The organism is Clostridium muellerianum (genome assembly GCF_012926525.1).
GTDB classification, from domain to species: Bacteria; Bacillota; Clostridia; order Clostridiales; family Clostridiaceae; genus Clostridium_AM; species Clostridium_AM muellerianum.
Genome location: NZ_JABBNI010000067.1, coordinates 217,657 through 232,394 on the forward strand (window position 1 = coordinate 217,657; position 14,738 = coordinate 232,394).

General features: G+C 27.9%; 15 protein-coding genes. 12 read left to right on the plus strand and 3 right to left on the minus strand.

What is annotated here, in order from left to right; all coding sequences use genetic code 11:
- Positions 1-141: 141 nt before the first annotated feature.
- Both HBE96_RS25860 and HBE96_RS25865 read left to right on the plus strand, forming a co-directional pair.
- Positions 142-1,245, plus strand: a complete 1,104-nt coding sequence (locus tag HBE96_RS25860; RefSeq protein ID WP_169300588.1) for an HD-GYP domain-containing protein — start codon at positions 142-144, stop codon at positions 1,243-1,245.
- Positions 1,246-1,413: 168 nt separating this feature from the next.
- Entirely contained in the window at positions 1,414-2,592 is a 1,179-nt protein-coding gene (locus tag HBE96_RS25865) for an ABC transporter substrate-binding protein (protein ID WP_169300589.1), read from the plus strand.
- A 149-nt stretch (positions 2,593-2,741) separates the two neighbouring features.
- Here the strand turns inward: HBE96_RS25865 and HBE96_RS25870 are convergent, their stop codons facing one another.
- The gene (locus HBE96_RS25870; RefSeq protein WP_169300590.1) at positions 2,742-2,930 is read right to left on the minus strand and encodes a hypothetical protein; all 189 of its coding nucleotides are present in this window, start codon (positions 2,928-2,930) and stop codon (positions 2,742-2,744) included.
- A gap of 349 nt (positions 2,931-3,279) precedes the next feature.
- On the opposite strand from HBE96_RS25870, the gene HBE96_RS25875 reads away from it, so the two are divergent.
- The 8 genes from HBE96_RS25875 to HBE96_RS25910 all read left to right on the plus strand — a co-directional run bounded on the left by HBE96_RS25875 (position 3,280) and on the right by HBE96_RS25910 (position 10,975).
- The gene (locus HBE96_RS25875) at positions 3,280-3,468 is read left to right on the plus strand and encodes a ferredoxin (RefSeq protein ID WP_169300591.1); all 189 of its coding nucleotides are present in this window, start codon (positions 3,280-3,282) and stop codon (positions 3,466-3,468) included.
- Between the two features lie 414 nt (positions 3,469-3,882).
- Positions 3,883-4,872 (plus strand): NlpC/P60 family protein, encoded by a 990-nt coding sequence (locus HBE96_RS25880; protein ID WP_169300592.1) that lies wholly within the window; start codon positions 3,883-3,885, stop codon positions 4,870-4,872.
- A gap of 178 nt (positions 4,873-5,050) precedes the next feature.
- Positions 5,051-5,914, plus strand: a complete 864-nt coding sequence (locus tag HBE96_RS25885; RefSeq protein ID WP_169300593.1) for a methionyl aminopeptidase — start codon at positions 5,051-5,053, stop codon at positions 5,912-5,914.
- A 167-nt stretch (positions 5,915-6,081) separates the two neighbouring features.
- Complete coding sequence (locus HBE96_RS25890; RefSeq protein WP_169300594.1) at positions 6,082-7,065, plus strand: glycerophosphoryl diester phosphodiesterase membrane domain-containing protein; 984 nt, start codon at positions 6,082-6,084, stop codon at positions 7,063-7,065.
- The gene (locus tag HBE96_RS25895; protein ID WP_169300595.1) at positions 7,034-7,726 is read left to right on the plus strand and encodes a hypothetical protein; all 693 of its coding nucleotides are present in this window, start codon (positions 7,034-7,036) and stop codon (positions 7,724-7,726) included. Before HBE96_RS25890 ends, HBE96_RS25895 begins: the two co-directional genes overlap by 32 nt.
- Positions 7,707-8,705, plus strand: a complete 999-nt coding sequence (locus HBE96_RS25900) for a DUF4350 domain-containing protein (protein ID WP_169300596.1) — start codon at positions 7,707-7,709, stop codon at positions 8,703-8,705. The genes HBE96_RS25895 and HBE96_RS25900 overlap by 20 nt, the downstream gene beginning before the upstream one ends.
- Entirely contained in the window at positions 8,678-9,643 is a 966-nt protein-coding gene (locus tag HBE96_RS25905; RefSeq protein WP_243187069.1) for an AAA family ATPase, read from the plus strand. The genes HBE96_RS25900 and HBE96_RS25905 overlap by 28 nt, the downstream gene beginning before the upstream one ends.
- Positions 9,644-9,661: 18 nt before the next feature.
- Positions 9,662-10,975, plus strand: coding sequence for a DUF58 domain-containing protein (locus HBE96_RS25910; RefSeq protein WP_169300597.1), 1,314 nt, complete (start codon positions 9,662-9,664; stop codon positions 10,973-10,975).
- Positions 10,976-11,268: 293 nt separating this feature from the next.
- Here HBE96_RS25910 and HBE96_RS25915 read toward each other — a convergent pair whose 3' ends face one another.
- Entirely contained in the window at positions 11,269-12,228 is a 960-nt protein-coding gene (locus HBE96_RS25915; protein ID WP_169300598.1) for a stage II sporulation protein M, read from the minus strand.
- Between the two features lie 68 nt (positions 12,229-12,296).
- Here HBE96_RS25915 and HBE96_RS25920 point away from each other — a divergent pair, with 68 nt between their 5' ends.
- Entirely contained in the window at positions 12,297-12,989 is a 693-nt protein-coding gene (locus tag HBE96_RS25920; RefSeq protein WP_169300599.1) for an RDD family protein, read from the plus strand.
- Positions 12,990-13,083: 94 nt separating this feature from the next.
- On the opposite strand, the gene HBE96_RS25925 is transcribed toward HBE96_RS25920, so the two are convergent.
- Positions 13,084-13,788: a DUF975 family protein gene (locus HBE96_RS25925; RefSeq protein WP_169300600.1), complete on the minus strand. Its 705-nt coding sequence runs from the start codon at positions 13,786-13,788 to the stop codon at positions 13,084-13,086.
- A 275-nt stretch (positions 13,789-14,063) separates the two neighbouring features.
- Between HBE96_RS25925 and HBE96_RS25930 the strand changes: the two genes are divergently transcribed.
- Complete coding sequence (locus tag HBE96_RS25930) at positions 14,064-14,546, plus strand: S-ribosylhomocysteine lyase (RefSeq protein WP_169300601.1); 483 nt, start codon at positions 14,064-14,066, stop codon at positions 14,544-14,546.
- Positions 14,547-14,738: the final 192 nt, after the last annotated feature.

Here is a 14,738-nt window from a genome sequence, read left to right on the forward strand (position 1 = left end):
AGAATTAAATTGAAAATAAAGTATGAAATTAATAGCAATTGAATAAAAGAATTAAAACTTACTGCAAAATATTGATAAAATTTATTGTATAATAAATATATTAGATGTTCATAACATAATACAGGTAGGAGCGTGGAGAAAATGAGACTTGTGCCAATACAATATGTCAAAGCAGGAAGTTTTTTGGCTAAAACTATTTATGATGATAAAGGAAGTATTTTACTAAGAGAGGGTGTAAAACTAACAGATGGTTATATAAAAAGAATAACTCAACTTGGTATGTTTAGCATGTATATAAATGATGAATACAGTGAAAAGGAAGTTGAGGATATAATAAAGCCAGAGTTAAGACAAAAAGCAATTAAAACTATAAAGGAAACATTTTATAGTCTTGAAAAGTTTAATTTAAATGTAGGAAAGAATTCATTTAAGGACAAAATCCTTATGGCTGAGAGAGAAAGGTATTTTGAAGATATAAATGACATTGTAAAAGAAATTATGGAAGAACTTCTTTCTAAGAAAACGGTTTTAATCAATATTGTAGATATAAAAAGTATAGATAATTATACTTATCAACATAGTGTCAATGTGGCAGTGTTATCTTTAGTACTTGGTATACAATTACAGCTTGGGAAAAAACAATTAAATGATTTGTGTTTAGGTGCATTAATTCATGATATCGGAAAAGCACTTATACCCCATGATATATTGTACAAAAAAGAAAAACTTACAGAAGAAGAAAAAAATACATTACAGGATCATCCAATAAGAGGCTATGATTTTCTTAAGGGTAGTTTGGATATATCTGCGCCAGCTAGAATTGTTACTCTACAACATCATGAAAGACAGGATGGAAAAGGATATCCAGAAGGAAGAAAAGAAGATGAAGTAAATATTTTAGCTCAAGTAGTAGCTGTAGCAGACGTATATGATGCATTAACATCAGATCGTCCTCATAGAAAAGCTTTAAGTCCTAATGATGCAGTGGAATATATTATGGCAAATGGAGATAAGCAATTCAACTATGAGATAGTAAAAGCTTTTAGTAAATGCATAGTGCCTTATCCAGAAGGAACTATTGTTAGATTAAGTAATGGAGAAATAGCAGTTATAGAAGAAGTATATCCTAATTTTTCATTAAGACCTAAAGTTAAAATTATAAATAAGTTAAATAAAGAAATAGTCAGGGATCTTAGATATGAATTAGAAATAGTTATAGAGGGACCAGAATATGAAATTGTATAAAATTAAGATAATACTATTGCGTTTAAATAGGACAATAGAATAAACAAAAGTTGATTTTTCTGAAAATACAGTATTTTTTTATTTAAGTATTCTTATTTTTAGAGTATAATGTTATTAGAAATATTATCATAAAAATACATTACTGGATACTTAAGGGAGGATACTAAAATGAATATTTACAGCATCAAGTTTAATAAAAAATTATATTTTCTAATTATTATTATATTTTTAGTTGTTACAATATCACTTTTCTTTTTTATAAAAAATATAAAAGCGAAGGAGAGACCGATAATTATTGGATTTGATGCTCAGCTCACAGGTAAACAAGCTGAACTTGGAATACAGGAAAGGAATGGTGTTCAGCTTGCAGTGGAAAAAATTAATGCATTGGGAGGAATTTCTGGGCGGCAGGTGCAATTAATGGTCCGTGATGACCTTGGAATTCCAGAACAAGCGAAAAAAATGGATAAGGATCTTATTAACATAGGCTCTGTTGCTATTATTGGTCATGCTACTAGTGCCCAAACTTTAGCTGGTATTAATGTGACAAATACCGCTAAAGAGATAATGATAGGACCAACTGTTTCAACTCCAGAATTAACAAGGTTGGATGACTATTTTTTTCGAGTATATCCTTCTTTTAAAGATAGCTCTGAAGCTTTTGCAAAATACATTTATAACAAAAATAATATAAAACATATGTCTATAATTTATGATACAGACAATGCAGCATACTCAAAAGATTATACTATTTTTTTAAAAAATAAGTTTAAATCCTTAGGCGGAGATATAAACGAAGAAATTAGCTTTTCTTCTATGCAGCAGACGGATTTTTCTCCATTAATAACAAAATTATGTAATAACAAACCAGAAGGGTTACTTATAGTTGCATCAGATGTTGATACAGCTTTAATTGCTAAAAAAATTAAATTTATAGATGGTAATCTTCCACTATTTACTTCAGCTTGGGCACAAACAGAAACATTAATAAAAAATGGAGGAACAGCAGTTGAAGGAATGAAACTGGAACAGTCATATGCTTTAAACAGTAGATTACAATCTTTCATTGATTTTCAATCTAAATATAAAGATAGATTTGGAAGTGAACCTTGTTTTGGTGCGGCTTTTGGATATGAAGCTACTTTAACACTTATTGATGCACTCAAAAAAACTGGTGGCGAGAAAAAAGGATTAAAGGAGGAACTTTTAAAAAGTAATACTTCTTTAGGGTTAATGAACAACTTTTCTTTTGATAAATTTGGTGATGTAAAAAGACCTTTTTATTTAACTTCTATTAATGGAGGTAAATTTATCTTAGTTGATCAATTAACTTCAGTAAGTCAGTAAAATAGAAGTTTATTAATATATTGCAGTATCAGGAGAAAACAAGTTATTAATTTGTTTTGTTAATAATTAAATATTATAAAAAATCAGTTAAGGACCAATAATTGTAATAGTTTTTTATGTGTCTTTGAACTGATATTATAACAGAAAAATTAATACCCGTAAGAATATTCTGATTTTTTATTCTTACGGGTATATGAACCTTTGCCTTTTTTAGGTTTATGAATGCCAGTACCTCTAGAAATTTCATTAGTATCAAATTTTCTGGAATTTAAAGCTAATTCATTAATATTAATAATGAAATTTAAATTTTTAGTCATGATTTTTTTTGACTTTTTCATTTAAATCATCCCTTCCAAATTATTAGATTTTAATCCAAGTATACTAAGCATTCTTCAATAACGTCCATGGGAATTTCAAATAGTATTTCCATATCAATTTATACCTCCTTATAAAAAATATTCAAGTAAATAACAAAACATGGTTACAAGTAATCTTTATTAATGTTTCTACTTTTTAGAATATTATATCATATGAATAAATAAATACAAGCCTTTTTATTTAATTTTAAATTTAGCTACAGGTTTAAATTGATAATTATATAATATTTTAATATTAATGAATTGAAATCTAAAAAATCGGGAAAATAAATTATGAACTATTTAATTATTAATGAAAGGAGTGAATACTATGAAAGCTAATGTTGATAAAGATACTTGTATAGGTTGTGGATTGTGTCCAGATATATGTCCAGAAGTATTTCAAATGGATGATGATGGCAAAGCAAAAGCTGTAGTAGATTCTGTATCATCTACACAGGAAGATGGTGCAAAGGATGCTGCAGAGCAGTGTCCTGTAAATGCAATTTCAGTAGAATAAAATGTACTGAAAAAAGTAACAATTAAATATGTTAGTATATTTTGAATCATATTGAGGTTGGTAGAGAAGTTTTATATACCTTATAAGATATATCTACTTCTGATTTTGATGCAAAATATATTAACATGTATTATATATATATATAGTTCAAAATGAAAAAAATAAAAGTTTTGTTTAGTTTGTATATAATAAAAATACGAATATTTTATTAATGATAGTAACTGATTTAAATAAATGTTTAAATCTTCAAAATAAACTTGAAATTAAAAAAACAAAAATAAATTTTTAAATTTATTAAATTTATGATATAATGAAAAAGATTGTTTTACAATTTGCAAGTTATAACCTATTAAAACGATTGCAATTAGAATAAAACATTGAAATAATTAAGAAAATTACAAAGGAGAGATATTAGTGAAAAAAATAGTCAAGTTTATTACGGGAACTTTAACCGCAGTATTCTTACTGGGAAACCCGGTTTTTGCAAAACCAGCAACTAATGCCCCCTCACAAGACGGAAATGTTAATGTCAATATAGAAAAGTTAGATAATGATATACAGAATGCTTTAGTAAAATTAGAGGATAATAAAAAGCAAATAGCTAAAACTTCTAATGACATAAAATCCTTAGAACAAGAAATAAAAAATAGCGATAATGACATAAGTCAACATAAGAATATACTAAAAAAAAGGGTACGAGCAGCATACATAAATGGATCTGATGGATATATTGAAACCATATTAGATTCAAAAAGTTTTGGAGATTTTATATCTAGAATAGAAACAATAAAGACAATTTTAGCATTTGATAATAAAACCATTGCATCTTTAAATGATAAAAAGAACAAAATGGAAATAGAGAAGAAGGGGCTTGACGAGAAAAATACTAAATTATTAAGCTTAAAGTCAGATACTGAAAAGAAAATTGCCAAGCTTAATTCAGATAAAGAATCTGCTTTAAAGTTAGCAGCTCAAGCTAAGCAAACACAAAACGTATATGCATCAGCAGCAGCCCCTCAAGCTAATTTATCCAGAGGATCATCTATATCTTTAGGAAGTAACTCAGTGGTAAATTATGCTTATAGCTTTATAGGAACTCCTTATGTTTGGGGAGGAACTTCACCTTCAGGATTTGATTGCTCAGGATTTGTTCAATATGTTTATGCACATTTTGGTGTTGGACTTGGAAGAACTACCTATGAACAAATAAATGATGGTACTACAGTATCAAGAGATCAACTTCAACCAGGAGATTTGGTCTTGTTTGGAACTAGAAGTAATCCTCATCATGTTGGAATATATGTAGGTGGAGGAATGTACATTCATGCGCCTCAAACAGGAGATGTAGTCAAAGTTTCACCACTTACTAGAGGTGATTATCTAACTGCTAAGAGAGTAAAATAGTAAATGGACATGCTAACAACATAAATTATTTTGTGTTGTTAGTTTTTTTTATTGTTGCACAGTAATATATTATTTATTATACTGAATTAAAAAAGCATATTTTGAAATTTATGTTTAAATTACTAAAAAAGACTGGTATTATATTATTAGGCTAAATATTTGATTGGAGATGTATTTGATGAAAAAACCAGGTAGAAATGATTTATGTTGGTGTGGTAGTGGTAAGAAATATAAGAAATGTCATATGGATCAAGATAGCAAGTTGTTTGAATATGAAAAAGAAGGTTTTATAATTCCTTCCTTTGATTTAATAAAGACTCCAGAGCAAATTGAAGGTATAAGAAAAAGTGGAATAGTTACCAATGAAATACTAGATATTGTAGCAGAAAGAATTAAAGAAGGCGTAACAACTAATGAAATAGATAATTGGGTTAGTGAGCATACTGCTAAAAGAGGTGCGGTTGCAGCTCCACTAAATTATTATGGATTTCCTAAGAGTGTTTGTACTTCCATAAATAATGTTATATGTCATGGTATACCGGATAATACTGTTTTAAAAAATGGCGATATAATTAATATAGATGTAAGTACTATATTAGATGGATATTATTCTGATGCCAGTAGGATGTTTATAATAGGTGAAGCTAGTGAAAATGCAGTAAAACTTGTAGAGGAGACTAAAAAAGCCATGTATATAGGTATTGATGCAGTAAAGCCTTATGGCAGTCTTAATGCTGTAGGAATAGCTATAGAAGAACATTGTAATAACTTGGGTTATTCTGTAGTTAGAGATTTAGGAGGACATGGGGTAGGTTTAAAATTTCACGAAGATCCACATGTAGATCATTTTGCTAAAGAAGGAAAAGGAGTATTATTATTACCAGGCATGGTATTTACTATTGAACCTATGATAAACGAAGGAGATTATAAATGTATTACTCTTGATGATGATTGGACAGTACTTACTAAAGATGGTTCACTGTCAGCTCAATGGGAGCATACTATAGTTGTTACAGAAAATGGTACAGAAATATTGGTATAAATTAAAAAAACTATATACAGTATACAAAAACCTCCATTCCTTTGTATTGGAGGTTTTATATATTTCAAATTTTTTAATATGAAAGGAATTTCTTGACATATGCCTAACTTGCATATTAATCTATAAATATGTAAAATATACAAATTATTAAATAAAGGAGGTTGATTATGGGATTATTAGGTCTTTCTGAAATAATGGATACATCCATTGAAGTTCTGAGAAAATATATGAAAACTATATTCTTATTTTCTTTAGGATATGGGGTGATTGCTGGAATTGTTGCTATTATATTGATTATCATTACAGCAATTTTAGTAGCAGTGGCATATAAAGTTTTATCAAGTTTTATACTGTCTGGTATAATTTTAGTTTTATTATGCAGTTTTATTTTTACCTTTTTACTAGCTTACAATGTTGGATTAATTAAGATTGCAAGTCAAGATTTTTTAAGTGAAAGGATTTATGCAGATGATGCTATAGGAGCATCCTTTAAAAGTATTTTCAGGGTTTTTAGTATTTTGCTTGTAGTTACAATTTTATTTATTCCAGTTATAGCTGTTTTTGGTGTAGCATCGTATTTTATTTGTAAAGGGCTAAAATATTCTATTAATTCTATAGTAATTGCATATGGTATTAGTTCTATAAGATATGTATTTGCAATAATTATCTTAATATTAATTATTATAGCAATGATTAGTATGTTTTGGTTATATGTAACCTTTATTTCTTTTTCATTAAATGTTGCTGTTATAGAAAAGAAGTACGCTTTTTCAGCGTTAAAACGCAGCTTCAATTTAGTTAAAAATGAGTTTTGGAAAATAATTGGATGCAGTATATTATTTAGTATAACAATTTTTGCAGTAAAAGTTTCTTTAGCTGGTTTTATGGAAGCTGTTTTAAGCATACTATATCTAATTACTAGCTTTTTTAATGTACAAGTAGGTTATACTGACTTTATTGTTAATATGTCTAGATATATTCAGTTTCCTATAAATCTATTAATGTGGTTAATTATTTATCCATTAACCACTATAATGATGTGTAATATGTATTTTAATCAAAGATATAAAAAAGAAGGTTATGATATAGTTTTAAGGTTAAAGGAAATACAAAAAAATCATGAAAGGAAACAAGAAGCTGATGGTATTTAGTATAATAAGTTCTTCTAAAGATGAATTTAATAAAGCTATATACAATGTACTTCAGCGTCCTGAATATAATCATTCAAAAGACAATATTAAAAATTTTATTGATAATATTAAAGAAGTTATAATGCAGAGAATTTCAAGAATGCTTCAAAATGCAATTCCAAATAAGGAATCTGTACATTCAATATCAAGTAATCTCTCTATAGTATTTATGATTATAGGTTTATTAATTATTTTTGGGATAATTGTAATTATAGTTATAAAAGTAAGTAAGGTTTTTAATAAAAATGTTAAAGTTACGGAAATTTTAGGTGAAAAAATTGATGAAAAAACCACTCCAGCAAGTTTAAGACAAAAAGCCAGTAGTTTTGAAATAGAAGGACAATTTAGAGATGCTATTAGGTATGATTTTATTGCACTTTTACTTTTAATGCATGAAAAAAATTTAATTTATCTTGATGAAACTAAAACTAATGAAGAAATTAATAATTATTTAAAATACAGAGATTTTTTTATGGTTTCAAACTTTGAATGTTTGATGAATATTTTTAACTCGTGTTGGTATGGTCACAAAATGTGTGAAATAGATTTATATAACAACTGGACTAGGTGCATAAATGAGTTGTGGAGTGGAGTGATAGCTTATGAAAATAAAAATAAGTAAAGATTTAATATTATTTCTCATATGTATTCCTCTTTTCTTATGCTGCACATTCTATATTTCAAGTAGAATGAATAATATTAATTTGCCCTCTTATTCTGTAGAAAATAAATCAAAGATGGGCTATAATGTATTTTTTCAAGCTTTAAAAGAACTTAACGTTCCAGTATATAGGACTTTAAATTCTGTGGAAGATCATGATAATAGTAATATACAAATTGTAGTTCAAGGTGGAAATTTTAATATCAACGATGTGAAAATAAAGAGATGGGTAAATAATGGTGGTGTATTAGTATATCTTAGATCAGAAAATAGTTCGCTTACTGAATATGGTAGAAATCCTAAAATAAAAGGAAAGATGAAAGTATACAAATATAATAAGGGTACAATTATTACTTTGAATGCATCTTATTTAACAAATGAGACTCTTACAAAAGATACAGGTAAAGCTTATGAATTACTTAAAGAAATAGATGACTATAAACATAAAAAAATATATTTTAATGAGGCAAATTTATTTTCGGCAGATAAGAAATCATTATGGGATTGTATACCTATGGAAATTAAATATATAATATATCAATTTGTTATAATTTTGGCTGCATTTTTCTACTATAAAGGCAAACGTTTTGGAAAAGTTATACCTTTATATGAGGAAGAGGAAAGAGAAGAAAATGAGTACTTGTATTCTGCAGCATCTCTTTATAGGCAGGCAAAATGCTGGGACATAATGGTTGAAAGTTATTATAAAAGCTTTTTAAAGAAGGTTAATCATTCTAGTTGCGAATGGTTAAAATATTGGGAAAGCGAGAAACTTCCAAACTTAGATAAGGCTAAAAAGGTATATAAGTTTATGAATGTAAAGGAAGCAAAAATAAAATCGAAAGAATACATTCAAATAGTGAACATATTAGAACAACTAATTAACGATTTAGAGAAAAGGAGAGATTTATATTGGAAAACTCTGAAAAGACCACAGTAAAAGATGTTATGGAAAAAATAAATATAGAGTTAAGAAAGGTTATTATTGAACAGGATGAACTTATAGAACAATCATTAATAAGTTTAATTTCAGGTGGACATGTTCTTTTAGAAGGTGTACCAGGTCTTGCAAAAACTTTAATGGTTAAAATTCTATCAAAAACTCTTTCTTTAGATTTTAAAAGAATTCAGTTTACACCTGATTTAATGCCAGCAGATGTAACGGGTACAAAAATATTTAATATGGATACAAGAGAATTCGAATTAAAGAAAGGTCCTATATTTACTAATTTTCTTCTAGCTGATGAAATTAATAGAACTCCTCCTAAAACTCAAGCTGGACTTTTAGAAGCAATGGCTGAAAGCAGTGTTTCCATAGATGGGGAAATGATTAAACTTCCTTCTAATTATATGGTATTTGCAACGCAAAACCCACTTGAATATGAAGGTACATATCCACTGCCAGAAGCATTGGTAGATAGATTTCTTATGAAAATTGTTATAGGATATCCTTCACTTAAAGCTGAAAAAGAAGTTTTAAAACTTCATAATCAGGGATTTTCCAGTACAGATTTAAATAAATGTAATATAAACGCAGTTTGTTCAGAAGAAGATATAACAAGGTGTAAGGAAGAGGTGCATAATGTTAAAATTGATGATACGCTTATGGAGTATATAGTAAATATAAATTCAGAAACTAGAAATAACCCAACTATTGAAATAGGAAGTTCTCCAAGAGGATCAATTGCATTACTTCAATGTTCCAAGGCTTGTGCAGCTTATTTTGGAAGAGATTATGTAATCCCTGAGGATATAAAAAAGATGACAATACCGACATTAAGACACCGTATAGTTTTAAAGCCGGAGTTAGAGCTTGAAGGTGTTAAATCTGAACAAGTATTAAAAGACATACTTTCTAAGATAAAAGTGCCAAGATAGCAGGGAAAGGAGATAACTTTGAGTATTACTAGGCGGTTTATATATTTATTGTCTTTAGGAATTATATTTATTGGCTTAGGTGGATTAATTAACAATTCACTTACTATTTTTATAGTATACAATTTGATATGTGCAGGATTGCTTGTGGCAGACTATTTTATATCTACTGAGGAATCATCTATAATTATAGAAAGATGCAGTGAAGAACGTTTGTCTATATATGAAAAAGAAGTTGTATGCTTTCAGGTTTATAATAAGAATGATTATAAAATTTATGTTGAAATTAAGGATGAGGTACCAGATTTTCATTTTTATATTGAAGATAAGATTATGAGGGGAGAAATTATGCCCCATGAGAAAAAGATATTTAAGTATTTTGTAACACCTAAAAAAAGGGGAGCTTTTAATTTTGGAAATGTTCATATTAAATGTGAAGGAAAATTAAAGTTTTGTATGAAAATATTTAAAGTAAATTTAAATAAGGAATATAAGGTGTATCCTAATTTAAAAAATCTTCGCAAGTATAAGTTGAATATATGTAATAATAGATTATTAAAACAAGGACAAAGAAACTTAAAAGTCATAGGTAAAGGTACTTCTTTTGAAAGTTTAAGAGAATATGTAACTGGAGATGATTATAGAAAGATTAATTGGAAAGCTACAGCTAGGTTTAATAAGCCAATTATAAATAGGTATGAACCAGAAAAAAATCAACATGTACATATTCTTATAGATACAGGTAAGCCTATGAGCTATACAGTGAGAGGATATAAAAAGCTTGATATGGTGATAAATGCAGCAATAGTACTTTCAGATGTGGTTAACCAAAATGGAGATAAATCAGCTCTATTATTATTCAATACTAAGGTAGACAAGGCTGTACTACCAGGAAAGGGAAGTGCACACAGAAGTAAAATATTAGAAACTCTTTATCATATTAATTCTACTAATGAAATTTCTAACTATGATGATGCATTTTATTATTTAAAGAAAAAAGAGCGTCATAGAAGCATTGTATTTATTTTTACTGATTTTGATACTGTAGAGGAAGCTGAAAACATGATTAAAATGTTGCCTATTATTTCAAGAAATAATGTGGTAATTATGATGCTTATAAGAAATGAAAGTTTAGAAAAAATAGGTTCACAAAAAGTTATAAATGAAGAAGGTTTGTTTAATAAAGGTGTTGCACTGGAGCTTTTAAACGAGAGATCTAAAATAATAAACCTTTTAAATAAAAAAGGTATTTTCTGTGTAGAATGTACTGGGGAAAATTTTGAATATGCAGTAGTAAATAAATATATACAGATTAAGAATCAAACATATTTATAGTTATTTTTAAAAGTGAAGTGGTATTCATTTTTAGAGGACAATTGACAGAGGACAGAGGACAGAGGACAGTGAAGGTAAGTTTTCTTCCTTATGTTAGAAAACTAATTTATTTTAAAACTTATTTTGATGACTCAAAAGAATCTTTAAATTTATACAAGTCAGTAATGTTTCGCTTTAGCGAAACGAGTTATCAAAAATTTAGCTAAAGATTTTTCGTAGTGTAATGGAGAAAAATCATCCTTCACTGTCCTCTGTCAATTGTCCTATGTCCTCTGAAAAAGTTAGCAGTTGTTTTAAACTTTTTTAGTATTTGTTTTTAAATAGGCAGTGGAGAAGTATAACATTAAAATTACTGCAGTTATGGTAGCAAATGAAAGTTTAATTGCTGCAGAAATTTTAAGAGGAGTAAAGAAACCTTCTATAATACCAGCAATTATAAGCATGAGTATTACACCTAGAATCAAAGATGAGGCTTTTTTTGCTCCATTTATTAGTGAAGATTTACGGCTGTACTCTCCTGGAATTAATATACTTTTAGCAATGATTAATCCTGCTGCTCCTGAAATAAATATTGCAGTAAGTTCAATTATTCCATGAGGAAGTATAAGTGACCAATAATTTGTTGGATTACCATAAAGATAGGTAACAGCAGTAAGGCTTCCCAGCATAGCTCCATTAAAGAACAATACGTATATTGTTCCAAGGCCTAATGTTACACCTAAAACAAAAACTTTTAGGGATACTGCAATGTTGTTTGTCATAATATAACTAGACATTAGAGGGTAATTCCACTGCCCTCCTCCAGACTTTCCTTCTTTTATATTTTCTACTAAGTTAGAAGGAAGGAAGATGTTGGAGTTATCTACATTATGTAATACCATTAGTAAACTTACTAAAAATCCTATAATAAAGAAACCAAAGGCACCAATAACAAACCAGCGGTATTCTTTTATAAATTTTGGAAAGTCATAACGTATGTACTTTGTAAAGTCTCCTGATGATATTTTTTTTACTGTGTAAATATGAGAATGACATTTACTAATTAATGAATTTAAGTATTCCACTACATTACTTTTGGAATAATGAGTTCTGGCATAAGCTAAATGATGACTGCTTTGCCTGAAAGCATATAAAAATCTTTGTACCTCTTTTGAAGATAAAGATTTAATTCCTTTATTATTAATTATTGTAGTGAATTGTTCAAGTTCTTTCCAGGTACTTAAATGTGTGTTAATAAATTGATCTTCTTTCAATGATTTCACCTCATATTTATTTTACCAAATAAGTATTAAATTGTGTATACATGTATTGGAGTGATATTATGAAAAAAATTAAAATTATAACCCCTGAAAATATAGAAGTAGAATATACCTTAGCAGACGTGGCTTCACGTACAGGTGCAGCAGTTATTGATACTGCAATTCAATGTATATTTTATATAATACTTCTTATTGCTGCAGCGCTTATAAAATACTTTTCTATTGAATTTTGGATGGAATATCACGGCTGGATTATTGGTATATTAATAATTATAAGTATGCTGATAAGTTATGGTTATTTCATTTATATGGAACTTAATATGAATGGGCAGACTTTTGGAAAAAAAGTTCTTAAACTTAGAACAATTAGACGTAATGGACAACCTTTAACATTAAAGCATTCACTTATAAGAAACTTATTCAGGATATTTATAGATACATTTGGTGTGGGCATTGTACTTATGTTCTTTTCAAAAGACCGTAGAAGGTTAGGTGATTTTGCTGCATCTACCATTGTTATAGCTGATAAAAATAAAGATTGTCCAATTACACTTGAAAACTTAGAAAAGACTAATGAAAATTTTAGTTATTACATATCAAAGGAAGAAAATGAGCTGGTTAGAGAATATTTAGGACGTAAGAATGATATGGATGATTGTTCAGAATTAAGAGAAGAATTAAAATTACATTTCACAAAAAAATTTGATGAGTTAGGAATTTTAGATGAATGGAAAGAATTTATAAATAGTTTATAATATCATTGATTAATAGAGTTTCAACTTAATTTATAACACAGTGATTAGAAAAAGGGACTATCTCAAAACTTTTTATATTGAGATAGTCCTTTTATTATTCTAAATTAGAATTTGTTTCAGATGCATTTTTTAAGTTTTCATAAAAATTAGCAATAGATGTATTAATATAAGGAATTAGCCAAAAAAGGCCTATTCCTAAAGTAATACAAGAAACTATGCCCCAACCAATAAAACTAAAGTAAAGACAAAATAGTTTCCACTTATAACCAGCCATCATTTGTTTACTTCTTGATAAAGCTTCAAGTGCGCCTATTTCAGGATTATCATTTAGTATATAAAAGGCCATAGAATATCTATAATAAGCAATAATTCCTGGTATTATGAAAAGTAATGACCATAAAAACATAAATAGAGTTTCTAATAATGTTAATACAATTGTTGAAACAAAATGTTGAAAACCGTCAAAAAGATTTTCGAATCTAAAAGGCTCCTTTCTAACAAGTTTCATAAAGCATGAAGCAAGTCCAAAAGTAAATGGTCCACATAGTACTAATGTTATTATAACGCAGATAATTCCCCTTATTATTATTCCAGATATGATTTCGGAAGGATCAGCACCTAGCAGAATATTAGCTTTAGCATTGATATTAGTAATGCTATTAATGGTTTCAGGTAATCCAGTTATAAGTGAAAATAAAAAACATAATAATATACATTTTCCCCAATTACCTTTCAGTTGTTCTCTTGATGATTTTCTTAGTAAATTATTTTTTTTTACTAATGCGTTGTTAATTTCCATAAATATCTACCTCCTAATGTAATATTGAATTACGCCATTATAATAATTCGACAAACATTTTTAAAATCCTTTAAAAAAATGTAAAATATGTTTTTTAAAAGTTAAATATGGCATTTTTTTCAGAAAAATGTGAAATTAATTATAATTTATATTAAAGATGTTTAAAAAATAAGAATATTAGAAAGACTTTAGCTGATTTTTGGTTTTCATGTGCTTACTTGACGTAGAAATGTATAAATGTTAAGATTGGATTGAATTTATAGGAGGTAATGAAAATGGAAAAAATCGCAAGTTTTACAATTAATCATGAAAGACTACTTCCAGGTGTTTATGTTTCAAGAAAAGACAAATTTGGAGAGGTAGTTCTTACTACTTTTGATATAAGAATGACAAGACCTAATTTTGAGCCTGTTATGAATACCGCTGAAATGCATACTATTGAGCATTTAGCTGCAACTTTTTTAAGAAATCATAGTGTATATGGCTCAAAAACTGTATATTTTGGACCTATGGGCTGCAGAACAGGTTTTTACTTGATTTTAAGTGGAGACTATAAGTCAAAGGATATTGTTGATTTGTTAATAGAACTGTACAAGTTTATTGCAAATTTTGAAGGTGACGTACCTGGTGCTGCGGCTAGAGATTGCGGAAATTATTTAGATATGAATCTTCCTATGGCAAAATATTTAGCAAATAAATTTCTTAATGAAGTTTTATTAAATGCAAGTGAAAAGAATTTAAATTATCCAGAAAATTAATTTTTATAATATAAAAATATTGCGAAGTAAAGTGTAGTGAAAGTTTTGATTTTAACTCTTACTACGTGATATAGGATAAGCGTTTACTCACTGCTAAATGTTTTCAATTAGTCTAAAGCTCAAAGTTAAGGAAAACCTAAGAACTTTGCCAAACTCGGTTCCCTCAAACAAGGCTAAAGTTCTAAGGCTTTC

Bases quoted from the DNA above. Each gene is read 5' to 3' on its own strand.
- HBE96_RS25870 (WP_169300590.1), bottom strand. From the start codon at position 2,930: ATGAAAAAGTCAAAAAAAATCATGACTAAAAATTTAAATTTCATTATT.
- HBE96_RS25885 (WP_169300593.1), top strand. From the start codon at position 5,051: ATGAAAAAACCAGGTAGAAATGATTTATGTTGGTGTGGTAGTGGTAAG.
- HBE96_RS25895 (WP_169300595.1), top strand. From the start codon at position 7,034: ATGAAAGGAAACAAGAAGCTGATGGTATTTAGTATAATAAGTTCTTCT.
- HBE96_RS25925 (WP_169300600.1), bottom strand. From the start codon at position 13,788: ATGGAAATTAACAACGCATTAGTAAAAAAAAATAATTTACTAAGAAAA.
- HBE96_RS25860 (WP_169300588.1), top strand. From the start codon at position 142: ATGAGACTTGTGCCAATACAATATGTCAAAGCAGGAAGTTTTTTGGCT.
- HBE96_RS25920 (WP_169300599.1), top strand. From the start codon at position 12,297: ATGAAAAAAATTAAAATTATAACCCCTGAAAATATAGAAGTAGAATAT.
- HBE96_RS25890 (WP_169300594.1), top strand. From the start codon at position 6,082: ATGGGATTATTAGGTCTTTCTGAAATAATGGATACATCCATTGAAGTT.
- HBE96_RS25875 (WP_169300591.1), top strand. From the start codon at position 3,280: ATGAAAGCTAATGTTGATAAAGATACTTGTATAGGTTGTGGATTGTGT.
- HBE96_RS25900 (WP_169300596.1), top strand. From the start codon at position 7,707: ATGAAAATAAAAATAAGTAAAGATTTAATATTATTTCTCATATGTATT.
- HBE96_RS25930 (WP_169300601.1), top strand. From the start codon at position 14,064: ATGGAAAAAATCGCAAGTTTTACAATTAATCATGAAAGACTACTTCCA.
- HBE96_RS25865 (WP_169300589.1), top strand. From the start codon at position 1,414: ATGAATATTTACAGCATCAAGTTTAATAAAAAATTATATTTTCTAATT.